Annotated in this window: 3 protein-coding genes; 1 reads left to right on the forward strand and 2 read right to left on the reverse strand. The window is 38.0% G+C overall.

Going from position 1 to position 19,173, the window contains the following annotated elements:
- Positions 1-119: 119 nt before the first annotated feature.
- The gene (locus RZ78_RS01190) at positions 120-1,058 is read right to left on the reverse strand and encodes an alpha/beta hydrolase (RefSeq protein WP_054607868.1); all 939 of its coding nucleotides are present in this window, start codon (positions 1,056-1,058) and stop codon (positions 120-122) included.
- A 20-nt stretch (positions 1,059-1,078) separates the two neighbouring features.
- A complete protein-coding gene (locus RZ78_RS01195; protein WP_054607869.1) occupies positions 1,079-1,861 on the reverse strand; it encodes a tyrosine-protein phosphatase in 783 nt (260 codons plus the stop codon).
- Between the two features lie 405 nt (positions 1,862-2,266).
- Between RZ78_RS01195 and RZ78_RS01200 the strand changes: the two genes are divergently transcribed.
- Complete coding sequence (locus tag RZ78_RS01200; RefSeq protein WP_054607870.1) at positions 2,267-18,985, forward strand: DUF5776 domain-containing protein; 16,719 nt, start codon at positions 2,267-2,269, stop codon at positions 18,983-18,985.
- The last annotated feature ends 188 nt before the right edge of the window (positions 18,986-19,173 follow it).

The following is a 19,173-nucleotide window of genomic DNA, read 5'->3' on the forward strand; positions in this document are numbered from 1 at the left end:
AAAAACTGGGAGGAATGTCACCGGTTGAATACCGGAACAATTCCTCCCAGAAAATTGCATAACCATCCTCCAATTTTAGGGGTTCAGGTCACTCAGCGAAATGCTGAGTTTTTTTTTATTTAGTCAAAGTATGTGTGCAAGAAGTCTTTGACGCGCTTCTTGTATGCGACTGGGTTGACCCAGAAGCTTTCTTCATGACCTGCACCGGGTACAATCCATAGTTGTTTTGGACCGTTTGATGCGGCGTAGTTTTCATAAGACATGTAAGTTGGTACGTAGATATCGCTATCCCCGTGAATGAATAGGGTAGGTAAGCTGTTTTTCTTCAATGCTTCGGTACATGAGGCGTTGTGCAAACGGTATCCAACCTTGTACCAGTTAATCGCGCTAACCAATGGTTCGATTGGGTAAGGAGGTAAATGGAACATGTCTTTTAGTAAGTAGTTGAACTCGTCACCAACATTGGTGTATCCGCAATCAGCGATGATTGCTTTAACTTGTTTTGGTAAGTCTTCACCACTCAACATTGTGACAATTCCAGCTCCCATACTGATACCAAACAAAAGAATTTTGGCATCTTCACCTACTTTTTCAAGAACTAGCTTAATCCAACGAAGGTAGTCGATACGATCCTTCCAGCCATAGCTGACGTACTTACCATCACTATCGCCGTGGGCACGATCATCTGGAGCTAGGACGTTAAAACCTAGTTCGTGGTACATCTTAATGAAGTTGGCCATTGTTTCACGATTACATCCAACACCATGGGCCATGATGATTGTTTTCTTTGTTTCTTCCTTGGCAGGAACATATGAAGCAATCATTTTTTCGCCTGTGTCGACTTCGTTTAACACCCATTCTTCCTTTGGAATAGCGTGGAACCAATCGACATAACGGTAATATGCGTATGCAAAACGTAATTGGCTAGTTTGTGGGACAGGTTCGTCGTCCTTTCTGTTCATACCTAGTTTGAATAGGTAGTTACTGAACATAAAAGCTCCTGCCCCAACTGCAGTAGACATTACACCTAAAGCAGCAGCAGCTTTTTTAAATCCCATAAAAATCACTCCAATGTTATTTAGTCTGTAAGGTAAATATCCTTTAATTTAGCAATATCTGCGTCAGATAAACCAATAAATTCGTGAAGGAAGTTATTGATATTACCATATTTCTCTTTAATGGTAGCCATCGCAGCATCGAAGTATGATTCATCAACAGTGTATAAGTCGTGTAGGTTTTGGCGAAGCTCGTTAGTCATACCGTACTTGCTGTATTGATCAATTTTAACTTGGATGAATGGTTTCATTGCTTCTTTTGATAATAGGTAATCTTTTTTGATTGTATCTTCATCAACGCCTAAAGCGAATAAGAAGAAAGCAGCTGATAGACCAGTACGGTCCTTTCCTTGCGCGCAATGGAATAGTACGGCACCGTCGTCAGTGTTAGCTAGTAAGGTCTTGAAAAGATTCTTAAAAGCATTTTGGGCGGATGGACTGGTGACCATTGATTGGTATGAATTAATCATATTTTGTTTACCACGTGTAGCATCGTCCATGTACTGTTCAGCGTATTGCTGTTCAGTCTTGTCATGACCGCTATTAAAGACGGGATTAGCGATAAGCTTAATCTTGCTTGATTTCTTATCAGGTGCTTTTGTTCTTTCAGTATCAGATCTTAAGTCGACATCGAAATTAATGCCATAGTCTTCTAAAAAGGCTAAATCTGAATCAGATAGTTCAGAAAGGTCACCTGAGCGCAGGACTTTGTTCCATTTTACAAAACGGCCATCTTCTGTTTGGTATCCACCAAGTTCGCGGAAGTTATAGCCGTTTTTAATGTCTAATAATCGTTGTTGTGACAAAATTCATACCTCCCATATAACGCAAATATTATTTATTATATTGTAAAAGAAATTAGCCAATAATGAAAGCTAGAAGAAATAATATTATTGATATATTTTTGTCATAAAAATATAAATTTGAATTATAAGAAAATTAAAAATAATAATTTCAATTTTTTACCTTCTGTGAATCAAAATGTTGTTTTTTTAGGTGATTAATGAACATTGTGTATCATTTTTTAAATAAATATTAAATAATCCTTCAAATCGTTTTAAAATTCTTTAAGAAGATGATAATATAATAATTATATAAAATTACCGTAACTGCGCACTTTTTAATAAACGCAAGCGCAAAAATATAGATTTTTAATAATGTCATAAATAACTGTTTTAAAAAATTAGATTGAATTTGAAAGGGACGTTAATATGCAATACAACAAGAAAAAATTCAATAAAATAAAAGATAAGAAAGTAATGAAGAAAGTCAAGAAACAATGGGTTGTAATGTCATTGTCGACTTTTGCTACAGTGGGTGGTCTTGCCTACACAATGACATTTAGTCATGTGGCACATGCTGATACGAATTCGGATGCTTTGAAGGCGGTTACTCAAACTAATTCAGCTTCAAGTGGTGGATCTAGCTACCAACAAGTAGCATCTAGTGCTACCAGTGTCAGTTCTGATGTTAACGCATCATACGCTAACCAAAGTGCCGTAAGTTTGAGTGTCGATTCTAACGTCGCTGCTAACAAAGCAATCGATTCTGACGCACAATCTGGATTTAACAATGGATTAGGTGTGAACAGTGCGTATAATTCACAAGCTGCATCAAGTATTGCAGCTAGCCAAGCAGCTGCCCAATCATCAGCAAATTCAGCTCAATCATCAAGCTCAGCACAATCGTCCAGTTCAACACAATCTTCAGGAAGTAGTTCGGCATCATCAAGTCAACCAACTTCAAGTTATAGCTCTGATTACACTAACGCATCAAGCCAAGCTGCAGCTTACAAGGCAGTAATTGATCGCGCTGGTTCAGATGCGTTTGCTGGAAACGGAAACCAAGTTTCTACTATCTCTGATGTAAATGAACAAAACTACTACAATGCTGCTTATAACGGTGCAATGACAGCACTAGCAGCTTATAATTTGGCGACAGCTAATGAAGGAACTGGTACCCAGGATTATACTTCTTACCAACAAAATGTAAGTTCTAGCCAAAAACCTAACGATGCTTACAACTCGGCTATTGCCTATGAACAACAATTGTTAGCTAAGTTTAACGGTAAAAACAATACAACAGTTAAGCTAAACCAAAACGGTCAGATTACAATTCCTAGCCAAAATGATAGTTCAATTACTTCATTTAATACTTATACACCAAATTCCGCTTTGTACCTTACTTACCAATACGGTGTTAACTATTTCTTAACCCAACAAGGAATTAAAGATGCTAAGGCTGGTAAGTGGACTGGAATTAGTAAGAATCAAGGGCTAGTTTACGATGCTAACCATCAATTAAGCTTCCCTGCCGATAATTACACACCAAGTGCTGATTCAACCAATGCGTATGATCAGGCTTATTTGGGTGCCCAACAAGCGATGAATGACCAATGGGATCCAGTCTATGACACCATTAATGGTGGTGGAGATGGAACTAATTGGGGATACGTATTAAGTCTTGAAACAAATTCCAACAACCTAAATTATATTGGCGGAACTAGCTACTATCGTGCTGGATACGACAGTGTTGCTCAAGAAATCAACAATAATAAAACTGCGTTTGTTCATAATTCATGGCAATTCCAACGTGCATTGGCAGGAAATTACTATCCTACCTGGAAACTAAGTGACATTGTTAACGGTAAATGGTCCGGTTATTCTGCATATAACGATGCTTGGGGAAAGACTGTTAATGCAACAAACGTTAAGTTAGTTAACGATATTGACTTCCAAGGTGCACCATATACTGAATACTGGCCAACAATGTATCATCTAAAAAAGTTAGTCGTTGATGGTCAAAATCACCAAGCTGACTTCCACGGATGTTTGGACCAATTCTATGCTGATTCTGGAGTTAATCCTATATTGATTATTCAAAACTTTCAAGCAGCATATTCATACAACTACTATGGATTCTTGAAGATTAACCAACCTGGTACCGTTGTTTACAACAACGTTAACTACGTCGGAGCTCAAATGCTTTCTGACTTCCCGGCCGGGGGTAACGATATTCGTTTCATGGGAAATATCAATGAAATTAACGTTTCAAGTTACCAAACATCATTGAACACTGGGGTCCATCCAACAGAAGGAAACGGTAACCAAGAAAACATGGAAATCCAAAACCTTCTATTGTACCCAGGTACTCACTATTTCGGAACAGTTGCACCTGATTATGGTAATAACGTAATCAAGCTATCTGGTAGTTTGACTATGAATGATGGATCGCAAATGACATTGGTTCCTCGTGGGAACGGTGGTTACTACGCTCGTAATGGATCTAATTACGGAATCGTGGTTACCAATGGTGCCAACTTAAACATTAATAAAGGGGCAACCCTACAAGTCATTCCTGATAAGTGGAATGGTAGTGGCACTTTTGCTAATGGTATCTATACTTACGGAAATGTTAACGTTAATGGTGGGACTTTAGATATCGAAACTAATGCGCCTAGTTACTTTTACAATGCTGCTATGTATGTTGACCAAACAGGTCAAGTTAACATTTCTAATGGTGGTTTGGTAAAGGTTCAATCACAAAATCTTGGTAACACTTCTACTGGAAGTTACGGTATTTTGTACAACAACAACGGTCAAATTAACGTCAATAACCTTGGTAACTTGAGCGTTAGTGCTGATGGTTCAGGACAAGTTAACTTGATTGCCGGTCCTCTTAGCATCACTAACCCTGGTCAAAACAATATTACTTTGGACTTAACAGGTAACTCTAACGCCCAAAGTACATTATCAAACAACAAAATTGATGCGTACACTTCATTAGTTACTTACGGTAACCGTTCCGGTGCAGGTAACTTAAGTACAACTTTATACCCAAGTCAAATCTTATACAGTTTCCATTTAAACAACAATAAGAATAGTTACGTTGATGCATCCGCAAACCCTGGTAGTTTCCAACAAGGTACTCCAAATTACCTTCAAATTGCTACTGTTCCAGCGGTTTATTTCGTCGGACCTATGACTCCTGTGAAGAACCAAGATGGAACTTATTCACTTACTGGTTATGCGCAAGTCGGTGGCCATAAAGAAAACGATAGCGAACCAATCTACATCCAAGCTGGATACGGAACTAATAATTCATACACTGGATTAACATACCTTCCAGGAAATATCCAAAATGCAACCACCAGCAAGGATACTAATAAATACAGTCAAACATTGGCGGTTCCAAGTAATTACAACTATGAAATCATGAAGTACACCGTTCAAATGCCAAAAGACTATGATCCAACTAAGAATCCATATGTTGGAATCTTACTTCGTTATGGTGTTGATGGTATTGATACCACTGCTCAAGTTCAAACAGGTCAATACGTATCATCTCAACATCGTTACGATTTGGACAAGAATGGTAACTTGATTGATGTTGGTCAACAAGTAATTACTTCTGGTAACTACAATGATATTAACAATGGGGTTGGTGACGCCTTAACCGACGTTTCTAACGGTAATAATAATCAACAAAACATTAATCAATACAAGATTAATCCTAACTATACTAGTGGATATAGCAGTGTTGTAGCTGGTTACAATGCCTTTAACAATGGTGCGCCGGATCCAACAACTAACCCAGCTTCAATGCCAAAAGAAACAGCATCAAACACTACCAACCAAAGTAGCGATAACGTTGTTAATGATCCAGCCGCATATATTCAAGGTTACAACCAAGCTAGGTCTGATGCTGCCGGAACTAAAAAAGGGATTAATGACTTCATTAACGGGAACGCTCAAACAACTAACCCTAATGAAACCACTCAATACAACAACAACTACAACAATGCATACTACAATGCCCTTCAAGGATACAATGATAAGGGTAATGGAACTGTGGCTCCACTATCACAAAGTGTGTCATATTTACAAGGATTTAACGCACGTCAAAACTTTACCGACGGCCAAAACGCAGCATACAGTAATAGTGTAGATACAAATCGTGAACAAAATGATCCAGCTTATGCGGTAGGTGTAAATGCCTTTAATGACGCAAAGAACCAAGTATTGACAGGTTCACATACAGCGTCAGGTCAAGGTCAAATCTACACTGATGCATATAACCAAGCACTACAAAACTTAACTAACAATTATAATGATGGTTCTAATGCATTCTTGAACAACGGTACTAATAACACTAATGAAAGCTCACCGGTAGCAACTCAGGTGGCTAGTCAAGGTTACCAAGATGCATTGGATGGATATAACGGAATAACTAACCATAATAACCAAAATCTACCTGGATATATTTTGGGACAATCCATTAAGTCAGGAGTTACTGATTTATTAAATGGTAATTCAGATAATGCCAACCACAGTAGTAACCAAGCCGGTTATGAAAAGGGTTACCAAGATGCTTTGTCAGCATTTACTAGTGGAGTTACCAGTGGTAATGCCACACCGTCAAATAATCAGACTAATGCATACAAAGATGGACTAACAGCAGCTGCGAATGCAAATCAAGCGATTGCTAAAGCTGAAGCGGATTTGGAAAATAGTAATTTTGGCCAACTAGGCAATGATGACGTTAACGATTCATCAGCTTACAAGACTGCTTACAATGCATACAAACAAGCATATGACGACATTAAGAATGGTCGTCCAAACAGTTCTGCTAACCAATCTGCAATTTATCAAGTTGTTTACAACAGTGCATTTAACAAAATTCAATCACAATACAATACTGGTGTATCTGACTTCTTGAAAAATAGTCAAGATACAAATAACAAGGCCTATGGATATACACAGGCTTATTCAGATGCGCAAAAAGCCTATAACGATTTTAATGACAGATTTAGTAAAAATGGCAGTAAAATAGACGGAATTAGCAAAATTACTTCAAATAGTCCATCTAGCGCATATCAACAAGCGTTTAACGCTCTATTGGATGCTAAACGTGGTGCCAGTGACGCTAAGAACCAACTAAGTAATAACTATAATCGTCCGGCGGACTCAACCAACCCTGATTACATGGAAGGTTATAACGGTGTTCGTGCAGCGTATGCTGACGCATCATTAAATACGCCCTCTACTGATTTAACTGGTAAGAGTCGCGAATACGTAGATGCATATAATGATGAAATAAAAGATGATAGTGCTACTTACAGCACAGCCAGTCAAGAATTTTTGGCTGGAAAAGATAATCCAACCGCTAAAGATCCAATTTCTATCCAGGCACTCCAAGATACTAAATATGGTTATCAAACTGGTTTATCAATCAGTGACGAAAGCCAATTAACTCCGGCTCAAAGAAACAATAAAGGATTTATGGCTGGATTTAATGCTGCCCAAGCAATTGCAGCTGGATATAAGAAAGCAGCAGACGCGGGTGCGGCAAACAATTACTCTGACAAGAGTTATGAAGATGCTTCAAAAAATCTAGATTCCAACTCTTCTGATTATCAAGTATATGAAGCGTATAAGGGTGCTAAGGACGGATTCAATAATAAGTCACAGGAATGGGATAACTTAGCTTACAAGCAAGCCTACCAAAAGGCACTAGCGCAAGCACAGGCACAATCTGAACAAGGCGCAAAGGATTACTTGCAGGGCCTTGCAAAACAATCTACTGATAGTCAATACAGCAATGGATATGATAATGCAAAGGCCGGATTTGCTAAATTCATTAGTGACTATAGTTTCCGGTATCATAATTATCCACAATCATTAAATTTACCAACAAATCCAAAAACTGCTCCTGGATATCAAGATGGTTACGAAGCAGCTAGAAGTGCATATTCATACCTATATGGAAATACACTAAGTGATTTGAATCCTAATGATGCAGCTTCAATTGGTTATAACCAAGCATCTCAAGGTTACAATGACGCAATTAATGATCCAAACGCTAATGCTCAAATTGCTTCTGATGATTCTAGCCATAGTGCCGCATATAAATTAGGTTACAACAATGTTATTACTCAAGTTATTCAAGGTTACAATAATGCTATTAGTGATCAAACTAAGGAATCAGATAACAATTCTGTCAGACCAAACGATGCTAATTATGACCAAGCCCAATCTTACTTGGGTGCAGTAGCTGGAATTAGAGCAGCTCAAGATGCCACTCAACCAAGTACAGCTGATTCTTCATACCCACTTTCTTACCAAAAATCTTATGCTAAGGCATATCAATTATGGAAGAACAATTTGACTACGGGGGCTAATTCATTTGTAAATGGAGAAGCTAACGGTAATGGTTCATATAATGGACAAGGAACAAACGCAGGTAAGCAAGCAGATAAGACTGCCTTGAACGCTGGTTATAGTATCGCATTGAAAGGTTTTCAAGATGCTGTTAACGGTGCCGTTAAAAATGAACCAACTAACACAACACTAGGTTCTGCTTATGATACCGGATATAACGCTTATCAGGATGCATTAGCAGGAATTAATGCCGCTAAGAAATCTAACTCCACAGATAAGATAAATGTTGGTAATCCAACCCCTGATAAAGCATTTGTAGATGGATATAATGCATATATTCAAGCTAAAGTGGATGTGCCAAATGGTAAAAATGTAAATGATAGTTCTGCTGATGCTATGTACCAAACTTTATATCCTGTATTAAATCAACAGCTAGCTACTTCCTATCAAAGTGGTAGAGATGCTTATTTAAATGGATATGATGTGAACGCTACTACTAATAGCAGTGATCCTTTATTCGTTCAAGGATTTAACGACGCTAAACTAGGTGTTTCAGATGCGGTGAATGGTAATAGTAAGACTTCTAACAATGTTGCTTACACCTTCGCGTATGGACAATTCAAGTCAACAAGCTCATCCAAAGGTTACGTGAACGGGTATAACTTAGCAAAAACTACAACATCTAATTCAACATTGACCGACCAAATCGGTGTTGATACCTTTAAAGGTGCAGGTGCGGGTTATACTGCAAGTTGGTCAAATGCACCATATAAAATTGATAGTACCCAATCATTGTCATACAACATTGCATTCCAAAAAGCTTATGCTGAAGGACAAAGATTGCATGAACAAGGTGCTAATGAGTATCTTAGTGGTAAATCTGTTGCTTCAAGTAGTTCAAATGGATATCCAATTCAAGCTGAAAACGATGGTTTTACATCTGCAAAGAATGGATACCAATTTGGCCTAACTGGTGCAACCCCAAGTAACGATCAAAAGAACAATCCATCCTTTATGATGGGGTATAATGCTGCGATTGTTTCTATGGGTTCTTTGAATGGACTTGATGAAAATACAGCAAAATCTAAAGTCGTTAACACCGATGGTGCATATAGTGATGCAAATAGTAATCTTCATAATTATTACAGTGACACACAACAAGGATTTACCGATGGAACCAGCAAGATACTAACAGATACAAGTAAATCTTATTCACCATCATATCTAACTGGGTACTATGCTGCTCGAGGAACTTCAGATTTTACAAATAATAAACAAAATACCACTCAAAGTAATTTCTTTAATAACCTAAATGATGGAGCATCAGTGCAAATTGCCTACAATACTGGATACAACCAGGCTGTTAATGGTTTCAACGAAGCCGTTAACGGGGGTAGCTTAAATTCACCTACATTATCTGAAAGATATGGATTTAGCTCATACCAAAACAGTTCTCTTAAAACGCAAATAGATAATGCTGCTAATAAAGCTAGATCCGATTTCTCAGGTTCCCCAGCAATGAATTTAGCTAATGCTAATCCGGCCAAAAACAATACTTCTGGATTACAATTAATTACTGCATATACAAATGCTTACACTAATGCTGAAACAGCATATGTAAACGGGGTTAATGCATACTTGAATGGAACAGATGTCAATGCAACGGCTACACAGAATCTGGTTAACGGATATGATTTCTATTACCAAGGTTTTATGGATGCTAAGAACGCATATACTCAAACGCTAACATCTGTAAACAACAATTCAGGAAGCAATAACTCTGGAAATAACAACAATACTTCTAACACATCAGCAGTTAACACTACATTGGCTTCCCTAATTCAAAGAGTAATCAAAACGAGTGCGTCATCATCAACTCAAATTCAATTACCAGCAAGTAATAATGATGGTAATAATTTAGGATTTAACCAAGCCAATGGTTTGATTAATGCATTTAAAGACTTGAAGACTAGTGGAACACTGGTTCCTCAAAGTAGTAGTGACGTTAACTATCAAACAGCTGCTACAGCAATGTTACAAGCTCAATCTGATCTGTTGACTAAGTCTCATACAGACTTAACAAACAAAGGATTGCTATACAACAATGCTTACAAATTGGTATACCAATACTCACAAGATGAATACACTAACGGTCAAAATAGTGTATTGCAATCAACTCCGTTAGATAACGATGGATTTGCCATTCAAGGGGCAAGTAATACCAGATCTGGTTTTGTTGATGCATTAAATGGCTTGAATAAAATTAATGGTGATAACCCTCAATATTCAGCTGGTTATGATGCTGCTCAAACAATTAAGCAGGCCTATGCTGATACAATGAATAATCCAACACAAACTCAAAATTACAAGAATAGCGATGGATCAAATGACGATAATTCTAATAACGTTGAAGCAGCAGTTAAGCTTGCTTTAGCAGACTTTAAGAGTAATTCCACTAGATCTAATCAAGATCCTGCTATTTCAGCTAAATACGCAGCAGCTGCATATAATGCAGCGATGTCATCCATTCAAGATGCTGCGTTAAATGGTATGAATAATTATCTATTCAACCAACATAAACTAGATAAGACATTCACCACTGTTGAACAACAAGGTTTCGATGGTGGATATCAAGATGCTCAAACTGGATTTGCTCTAGGATTGGATTCAAAAGCAACACTAGATACAACTAAGAGCCAATATTACCAAAATGGTTTCAATGAAGCTCGTCATGTCCTACAAGCGGTAACAGATGCGACTGCTGATGGTCCTAAAGGAATTAATAGTCCTAAGGTGATTGAAACAGCATACCAAGAAGCTTACCAAGCTACTTTGGATGCTCAAAATGCCATCAAAAATGGTAGCAATACTGATACTGTGACAGATTCGGACCCTAATAATCCACATGATAATGTTTACAAAGAAGCTTACAAATTGGCCTTTGACAGTAACCAAGCATCATACATGAGTGGAGCTAAGTTATTTGCTCAAGGTGTAAGTTCTCCTAACCAACTTGATATGCAAACTAGTGGGTATAACAAGGCTAATGATGGTTACCATCAAGCTCAACAATATTTCGCTTCATTGGATAGTTCCTTATCAATTAATCAAAAGATAGATGAATTAAATAATCAATTTAATGGTTTACCTGATATTGTGAAGACTAACAAAGCCTACACTGCCGGTTACCAATCATACATTGGTGCACTTAAGGGATATCAAGCAGCAATAGATAATGCCAATAATAGTGACGAAAAGAATAAATATGCAGCCACAGATAATGGTGATGAAGTCAGCTATGCAGAGACTCTAAGAGAAGGTGCTGCCTATAACGGGGCCGTTGATGCATTTAATGACTACAAGGCACATGATGTAGCCAGTGAACCAAAACACAAGGATGACCCAACATACGTTGCCGCATACAACCAAGCAGCAACCGACGTTGCTAATAAGGTCCAAAGTGGAGCAGATTCATTCTTATCAAACGCTAATTACACTATTAACGCAAACCCACAAGGTATCTTTGACCAAGCGCAAGCTAAGGGAGCAACAGATGCTTCAGATGGATTTAATGCTGATCAAACCCTTAGTCAAACAGATTTATCTGCTAAGTCAAAGGCATTCCAAGCTGGATATAACGCTAAGACTCAAGCATTAAACGGATTGGCAGCTTCTAGCGGTAACGATAGACCAACTGATTCAACTGCCCAAGTGGCATATGATGCTGCAAAAGATGCTAGAGCGGCATTGGCTAACAATTCCGTTATTACTGATTTCTCAAACAAGAGTGAAGTCTACAAATTCATCTATGAAAGTGTAGTATCGGATTATCAAAAGGGTATGAACAAGTTCAAGGCCGCTGATAATTCTGCCAATGATTCAGACGCAGCGACTGGATACAGTGATGAAAGTGATGGATACGCTGCTGGACTTGCTGCTACTGGTGACGTAAATCTAAGCAATAAGAGCGTTGGTTACATCGATGGTTTCAATCTTGGTAAAGCCTCCGCAATTGCCTACAATGCATCTCAAAATACATCCACTGACGCTAACTCAAACAACAAATACACAGCAGATACTAATGGTGTATCCGCGTTTGACGGTGCACAAGACGGTTACAAGGATGCAATTAGTGATAAACCACGTAACACAACATCAAGAGCTGCTAATGAAGCTAGTCAAAAGGCATATAACGATGCCTATGACAAGGCTTACCAAACAGCTAGAAATGAGATGCAATCAGGAATTGATGCATTTGCTAACTATGATGGTAGTGATGATTTAGACGGCAATGGTGATGCTAATAACACCAACAAACCAACATCATCAGTTCTTCTAGAACAAGCAGCTATTGATAAGGGTTACTTGGATGCTAAATCAGGTTACAAAGATGCTTTGAACTATGTAAAGGATCATCCAAATGATTCATCTAACGATAACGCTGGTAAGATTAGTCAACCTAGTCAAGCTTATGATAATGGTTATCAATTAGGATTGGATGTAGCTCGTTCACTTGAATACACTAGAAGTCATGCGACTGCAACAACAGACAATAATGCAACCACTGATCAAGCTAAGTCAGCATTCGACGGTGCTGTTAGAGGATTTGCTGATGGGCAAGATACTGCAACACAACATGTTCTTGATGCAAACAAGTCTGGTGCATACAAAAAGGCATACACAATTGCCAATGTTGAAGCTGGTCAACAATACGACCAAGGTAAACAACTATTCTTAACTGGTGTCTTGAATAATCATTCTAACGATACTAATAATGCTGATGATGTTGCCTTTAACCGTGGTTACAAAGAAACTTCTGATGGTTACACAGATGGAATGAAGATTCCACACATTCAAAATGGTAACTCAACTGGTTACTTAGCTGGTTACAATAAGGGAACTGCAATCTCTGATAGTTTCCAAAGTGCTCAAGATGGTAACCAAGAATACACAGGTAACGATCAAAGCGAAGGTGCATTTAGTCCAAGGGAAACATTTGATGCCGCTAAAGCTGGTTTTGATGATGCCAAGGCATTGAATAATCCAAAATCAAATGCTGACAAGACTATTTCATACCAAAACGCATACAACCTTGCATATAACGAATACAAGGATGCAATCGCTAAGGGTTCACAACAATATTTCGATGGAAATGGTAAGGGAACCACTGATTCTAATAACCTCGTAGATCAAGCAACTGCGCGCGGTTTTGCAATTACTAACGATGGATTCAATAATGGCTACACCAGCGCATCAAGTAATTCACCACATACACCTAGTGATTACACAGCTGATATTTACACTCGTGGATACAATGCCGGAACAGGTGCAAGTGCGTTTGTATATGCAAAGTCATACGATAGTAGTAATGCAGATCAAACTACTGGTTATCAAGAAGCTAAAGACGGATTTAATTTCGCCGCTGCTGGTAATGATGCTAGTCAAATTCCTGCCGCTAAAGCTGGACAAGCTGCATTTATGAAGGGATTCAATGTCTACACCCAATACAAGAACGGGATTGAAGATGGTTCCATCAAGGATGGAGAAAAGCAATCAACCGATGCTGATTATGGGGATGCTTACCAAGCGACCCAAGCTGCTCGTCAACAATTCATGCATTATTCAAATGTTGATAACACTGCACATACTCCAATCTATCAATCAATCTTCGATGTTAAAGGTAAGGAATTCTTCGATCAATACGAATCAGGTAAGAATGCTTACCTATCAGGAAGCAATAATTCCGGAACAGATTTCCACGCCCAAGGATATCAAGACGCAATTGATGGTTTCCAAGCTGGATTTAGTAGTAACGGTCAATCGCAAACTCAAGAAACTAACAATGTCGGCTACACCGAATCATATAAAGCTGGTCAATCAGCATACAAGGGATACCTTGCTGCTTTAGCTGACAAGACCAACAACACCAGCGGTGATTCATCATCTTATGCAACCGATGGATTTAATGGTGCTGTTCAAGCATTAACCGATGGATTTAACATCAATAATCCAGGTCTTGCAAGTGGAATGTCAGTTGCAATGCAAAATGGTTATAATGCTATGATTCAACAGGCTCAACAAGCAGTTGAAAAAGGAATGAATTCATTTACCCAATCACTTCAAAATGCTCCTTCAATAACTAACGGTAGTGAAGACAGTCTAGATAAGCTACAAAAGGATGCTTATGATACTACTAAACAAGGATATGAAGCAGGACTAGTTGGTAACTTTGATCAAACTAAGAGTAATAATAAAGCTTATGTTCAAGGTTATAACTTGGGTAAGGGTGCTAATGAGTTCTTGAATGGTACTCCTAAGAGTGATAGCACACTTGATGATAGTGTTGAAATTCAAGGATATAGAGATGCTGAATCTGGATACAATGCTGCTGTTGATAGTAATGGCAATATTGTTTCAGAAAACTCCCTAACTGCTCAACAACAAGCTGATGAAGTCTTTATGGCTGGATACAACGCGCACGTCAATGCCCTAAATGCTGCTAATGGCACATACAATAAGCAATCGAATGTCGCTAGTGACCAGTATTCAAAGTATGGTATACAAGCTGTCAATAAAGCTCTAATTGACGTTAGAAATGGCGCTACAACTGATGTTTCAAATAATCCAAAAGCTTACCAAGACATATATAATAAGTACTTTGCAATAATGTATGGTAATTTTGATGACATCAAGGGAAGCGTGAACAGTGCTAACTTAGAAAACAGTAACCTTGATATTAGTCAAGAAGGCAATGTTTCTGGTGACTACTTCAATGCAATTAAGCAATATCTAAAGAAGAACTCTTCATCATTACCAAATAACATCGCAACTGATCAAGGGATTGCTGATGCAACCAAAGGATTCATGAATGGTATTTCTAGCTCACGTGAACCACTTCCTTACGCTGGAAACTCTTTAGCATACAATGTTGGTTTGAAGTTGAGTGCTGGATTCAAGGCTGCTAAGGATGATGTTACAAAGAATACAGCAAATGTTTCTAATGTTGACGAAAACACCAAGAGTGATATTAATGATTCTTACAATGGTGCGGTAGCTGGATATAATGCGGCATTACAGGGTGGTAATTCAACTGATACTGACGCAAATCATTCATTACCATACAGTGCTTCTTACAACGTTGCATATGGTATCGCTAATCAAAACATATTGAATGGTCAAAACGACTTCTTGACCTCAGCTGGTACTAATCAACCAAGCGATTCAAATGAAATGGAAAAATCAAGTTACAACTTTGGTTATAACCAAACTCGTGATGGTTACAAGGATGCAATCGATGGTAAGGCGCAAGTTTCACATCCATCAGCATCCTACTCAGCAGGATATAGTGCTGCAACCAATGCTAAGAGCGGCCGTGATGATGCTAATTCTGGTAAAGCACCACAAGATACTAGCAACGCACAATACATGGCTGGTTACAACGCTACTGTTAAAGCTAGACATGATGCGGTTATGACTAATAATCAACCAAGTGATGTGTCAAATGAACCATTGGTATATCAAGATGTTTATAATGATGAATATGCTAAGGATAATAATGATTACATCACTGGTTATAGCAACTATGTTGCAAATGGTAACAAGGTATCAGATGATAGTTTCCAAAAATTAGGTTATGAAGATACCCAAAATGGTTATTCCGATGGTTTGAAGGGTAATACCGAAGCTAGTTCTAACTATGGATACATTAAAGGATACGAAATGGGTCAAGCATTTAAGGATGCATACAAGACGGCCTACAACGATCCAACACAAAGCCATACTGACCAATACAATGGTTCTGATGATACAGTTAATACCTACGATGCCGCTGTCCAAGCATTCAAACAGGTCAGCTCTGAAAAGACACCTGCAGATGTTAGTCAACAATCTGCAGCTTACCAACGCGCATACAAGACTGCATATGATCAATCAATTGCAGAAATGAATGCCGGAAGTCAACGCTTCATTAACGGATTGTCAAATGAACATTCAAATGGTGCTGATGCTGATGACCGTGCATATAACCAAGGTTACGTAAATACTCAATCTGGTTATCAAGATGGATTTGCTGCTAAGTCAGTTGCCGATCTAAGCGATGATAATAAAGCTAGCGCTACTTACATGACAGGATACAATATCGGTAAGGGTGCCCAAGACTTTGTTAATGGACTTGCTGAAGGCTCAGCAACAATCACTAGTACAAATATCCAAATCAATAATCAAGAAAATTACGATTCTGGTTATGCACAAGCACAAACTGGTTACGAACAACGCAAGAAAGGTGTTACTCGTGACCAATTGACCCAAGCACAATTGAACAACCCTGCATTTATGAGTGGTTTCGATATGGCTGATGAAATCCAACAAGGGATTCAAGATGCAATCAATAAGCCAACTGATAACTATAATTCAAATAGTCCACATGACCGTGCATACAAAGCGGTATTAGATGCATTGAATGACTTCAAGCGAGGAAGACGAAGTGATGTATCACAACAACCAGCCGCTTATGCTGATGCATACAATGATATTTATGCACAAATCATTGCTAAGGCTAACAATGGTAGTCAACAATACCTAAATGGTAGTCAAAATGATAAGGCGCAAAGTCAAAATATCTTGGATCAAGCTTACACATTTGGATATAACAATTCTAAGGATGGATCCGATGCAGTATACGATGCTGCTAAATCTGGTAAACTACCAAGTTCAACCGATTTAACTGAAGCACAAAAGAGTAATACTTCATTCATGGCTGGTTACAACAACGCCAATGGTGCTGTTGCATTTGATACCAACAGTTATCCAAAGGACAGCAATGTTGATTATCAAGCTGGTTATTCTGATGCTTCTAATGGTTATGATGCTGGTATGTCAGGTGTTACTGTTGATCAACTAACACCTCAACAACAAAATGACAAGTCATTTATGCTTGGTTTTAATAAGTCAGGCGAAGCATTGAAGGGTTACCAATTAGCACAACAAGCTTTCGGTAATGATGACAATACTCACATGACTAATTCTGATGAAGATACTTCATTTAGAGGTGCGCAAGCTGGATTCATTGATGCCCAATTAGGACGTCCAATGAGTACAGATAATGTATCCGTTGTTTACGACAAGGCATATCAACGTGCATACGCTGAATGGCAAAGCCATGTTCAAACTGGTGCGCTTGATGGTGTTAACAACAAGGCACAACAAGATGCTACTTTGAACCCTGTTGATAAATCCGCCTACGATATGGGATACAACAGTGCTGCTACAGCATTAAGTGATGCCAAGATTAACTCCGTTAATAAGGGTACTGTTCAAGGATCTGATAAGCTAGATAAGAATGTCTACAACGATGTGTACAATGCTTATAACAGTGGTTACCTTCGTGGGTACAACAAGCTAGCCAAAGATATTAATTCTGCTGATGCTATTTACTCATCTGCATATGATCAAGGATATGCTTTAGGAGTGAAAAATGCCCCTGTGATTGTCGTTCCTGATAATGGAAAAGATAAACCATCAGGTAATAATAGCTCCAACGGTAATACTGGCAACACTTCCAACGGTAGTACTGCACACACTGGTACTTCTAATAGTAATACTTCAAACGGAAGTACTTCGACTGGCAGCACTTCAAACAGTAATACTTCAAATAGTGGAACATCGAATGATAATCATTCTGGCAAACCTAATAAATCAGAAAACAATAACACTTCTGCTCAAACTGGTTCAAATTCAGAACCTAAGCCAACAATAATTAACACTAATACTGTGGCTAAATCTGATAAGGTAGTTGAATCATTTACTAATGGTGTAAAGGAAACTCCTACTACCAAGCCAGAAAAAGTTAAGTACGACGATAACTATAAAGACATTATCGTTGGATTTAAGGCTGGTATTGATAATGAAAAGGTTAGCCAAAAGGATAAAAAGAAGTTCTACTTTAACCAAGGAATTGAATTAGCGAAGATTGTTAAGATTGCAATTAAAGACGCTAAGAAGATTAAGAAGCTTACTAGTGAACAAAGAAGACAACAACCTGCTGCTTACGTTAAAGCATTCGATGCTTATAAAGCAGGGGTGTTGGCAGAAAAGAACAATGTTAAGAACAGAAAAGCTAAACGTATCAACTATGCGAAGATGGGTACAATTGCAGAATATGCTTTCAAACAAGGATTCCAAGTTGAAAGAAAGCAACAAATGTCTGATGGGACTCGAGCTGGTAGAGCACGTGGTAGCAAGCATTACCATATTCCTAAGTTGAAAAACCAAAACGTTGATTTCGTCAAGTCTTATGAAAAGGCTTATAAGAAGGAAATTAAACGTCGTTTACCTAAGTATGTTTACAATATTAAGTCTGTTTACACTCATAGATCAGTAAGATTTACCAAGGGTAATAGAGTTATCTTCTATGCTAAGAGACCAAGATATGCAGCACATGTATTCAAGGTTAAAGGAATTGCATTCTATAAGAATGGTATTCCTCGTTACAGAGTATCTGGTGGCCGTATCTTAACAGCTACTCCTTCTTCAATGAGAAGTGCTTACTACTCAAGAAAGAACAATAGACGTTATTACAAGGTAATTCGTCCTACTGGGGTGTGGTTATACGACAGTAAGAAGTTCAATGTTGGTAACAGAATAAAGCATTATAAACGTAATAGTGTCATTAAGATCCGAAAGGTAATTAAGTACTATGGCATCACACGTCTATACATTAATTCTCACCAATACATTACAAGTAATAAAACTTTTGTTAAAGAAACTAAATAAGTTGATTTAACTAAATTGAATCAAAAAAGACACCGATCATTTGATCGGTGTCTTTTTTTGTAAAAGATAATAAACACACTAATATAATTTTTAAATAAAATTAATATTCTTAATTAAAGGTTAAAAAGTTTTAAAAAAATATTAAGAGTGGTATCATGATTGAGACGATAGGTCCAATATTTTATATA

It is taken from the genome of Apilactobacillus kunkeei (assembly GCF_001308195.1).
Classification (GTDB): domain Bacteria; phylum Bacillota; class Bacilli; order Lactobacillales; family Lactobacillaceae; genus Apilactobacillus; species Apilactobacillus kunkeei_C.

What these genes read in the sequence shown, in the direction of transcription:
- RZ78_RS01190 (WP_054607868.1), bottom strand. Translation starts at nt 1,058, where the DNA reads ATGGGATTTAAAAAAGCTGCTGCTGCTTTAGGTGTAATGTCTACTGCA.
- RZ78_RS01200 (WP_054607870.1), top strand. Translation starts at nt 2,267, where the DNA reads ATGCAATACAACAAGAAAAAATTCAATAAAATAAAAGATAAGAAAGTA.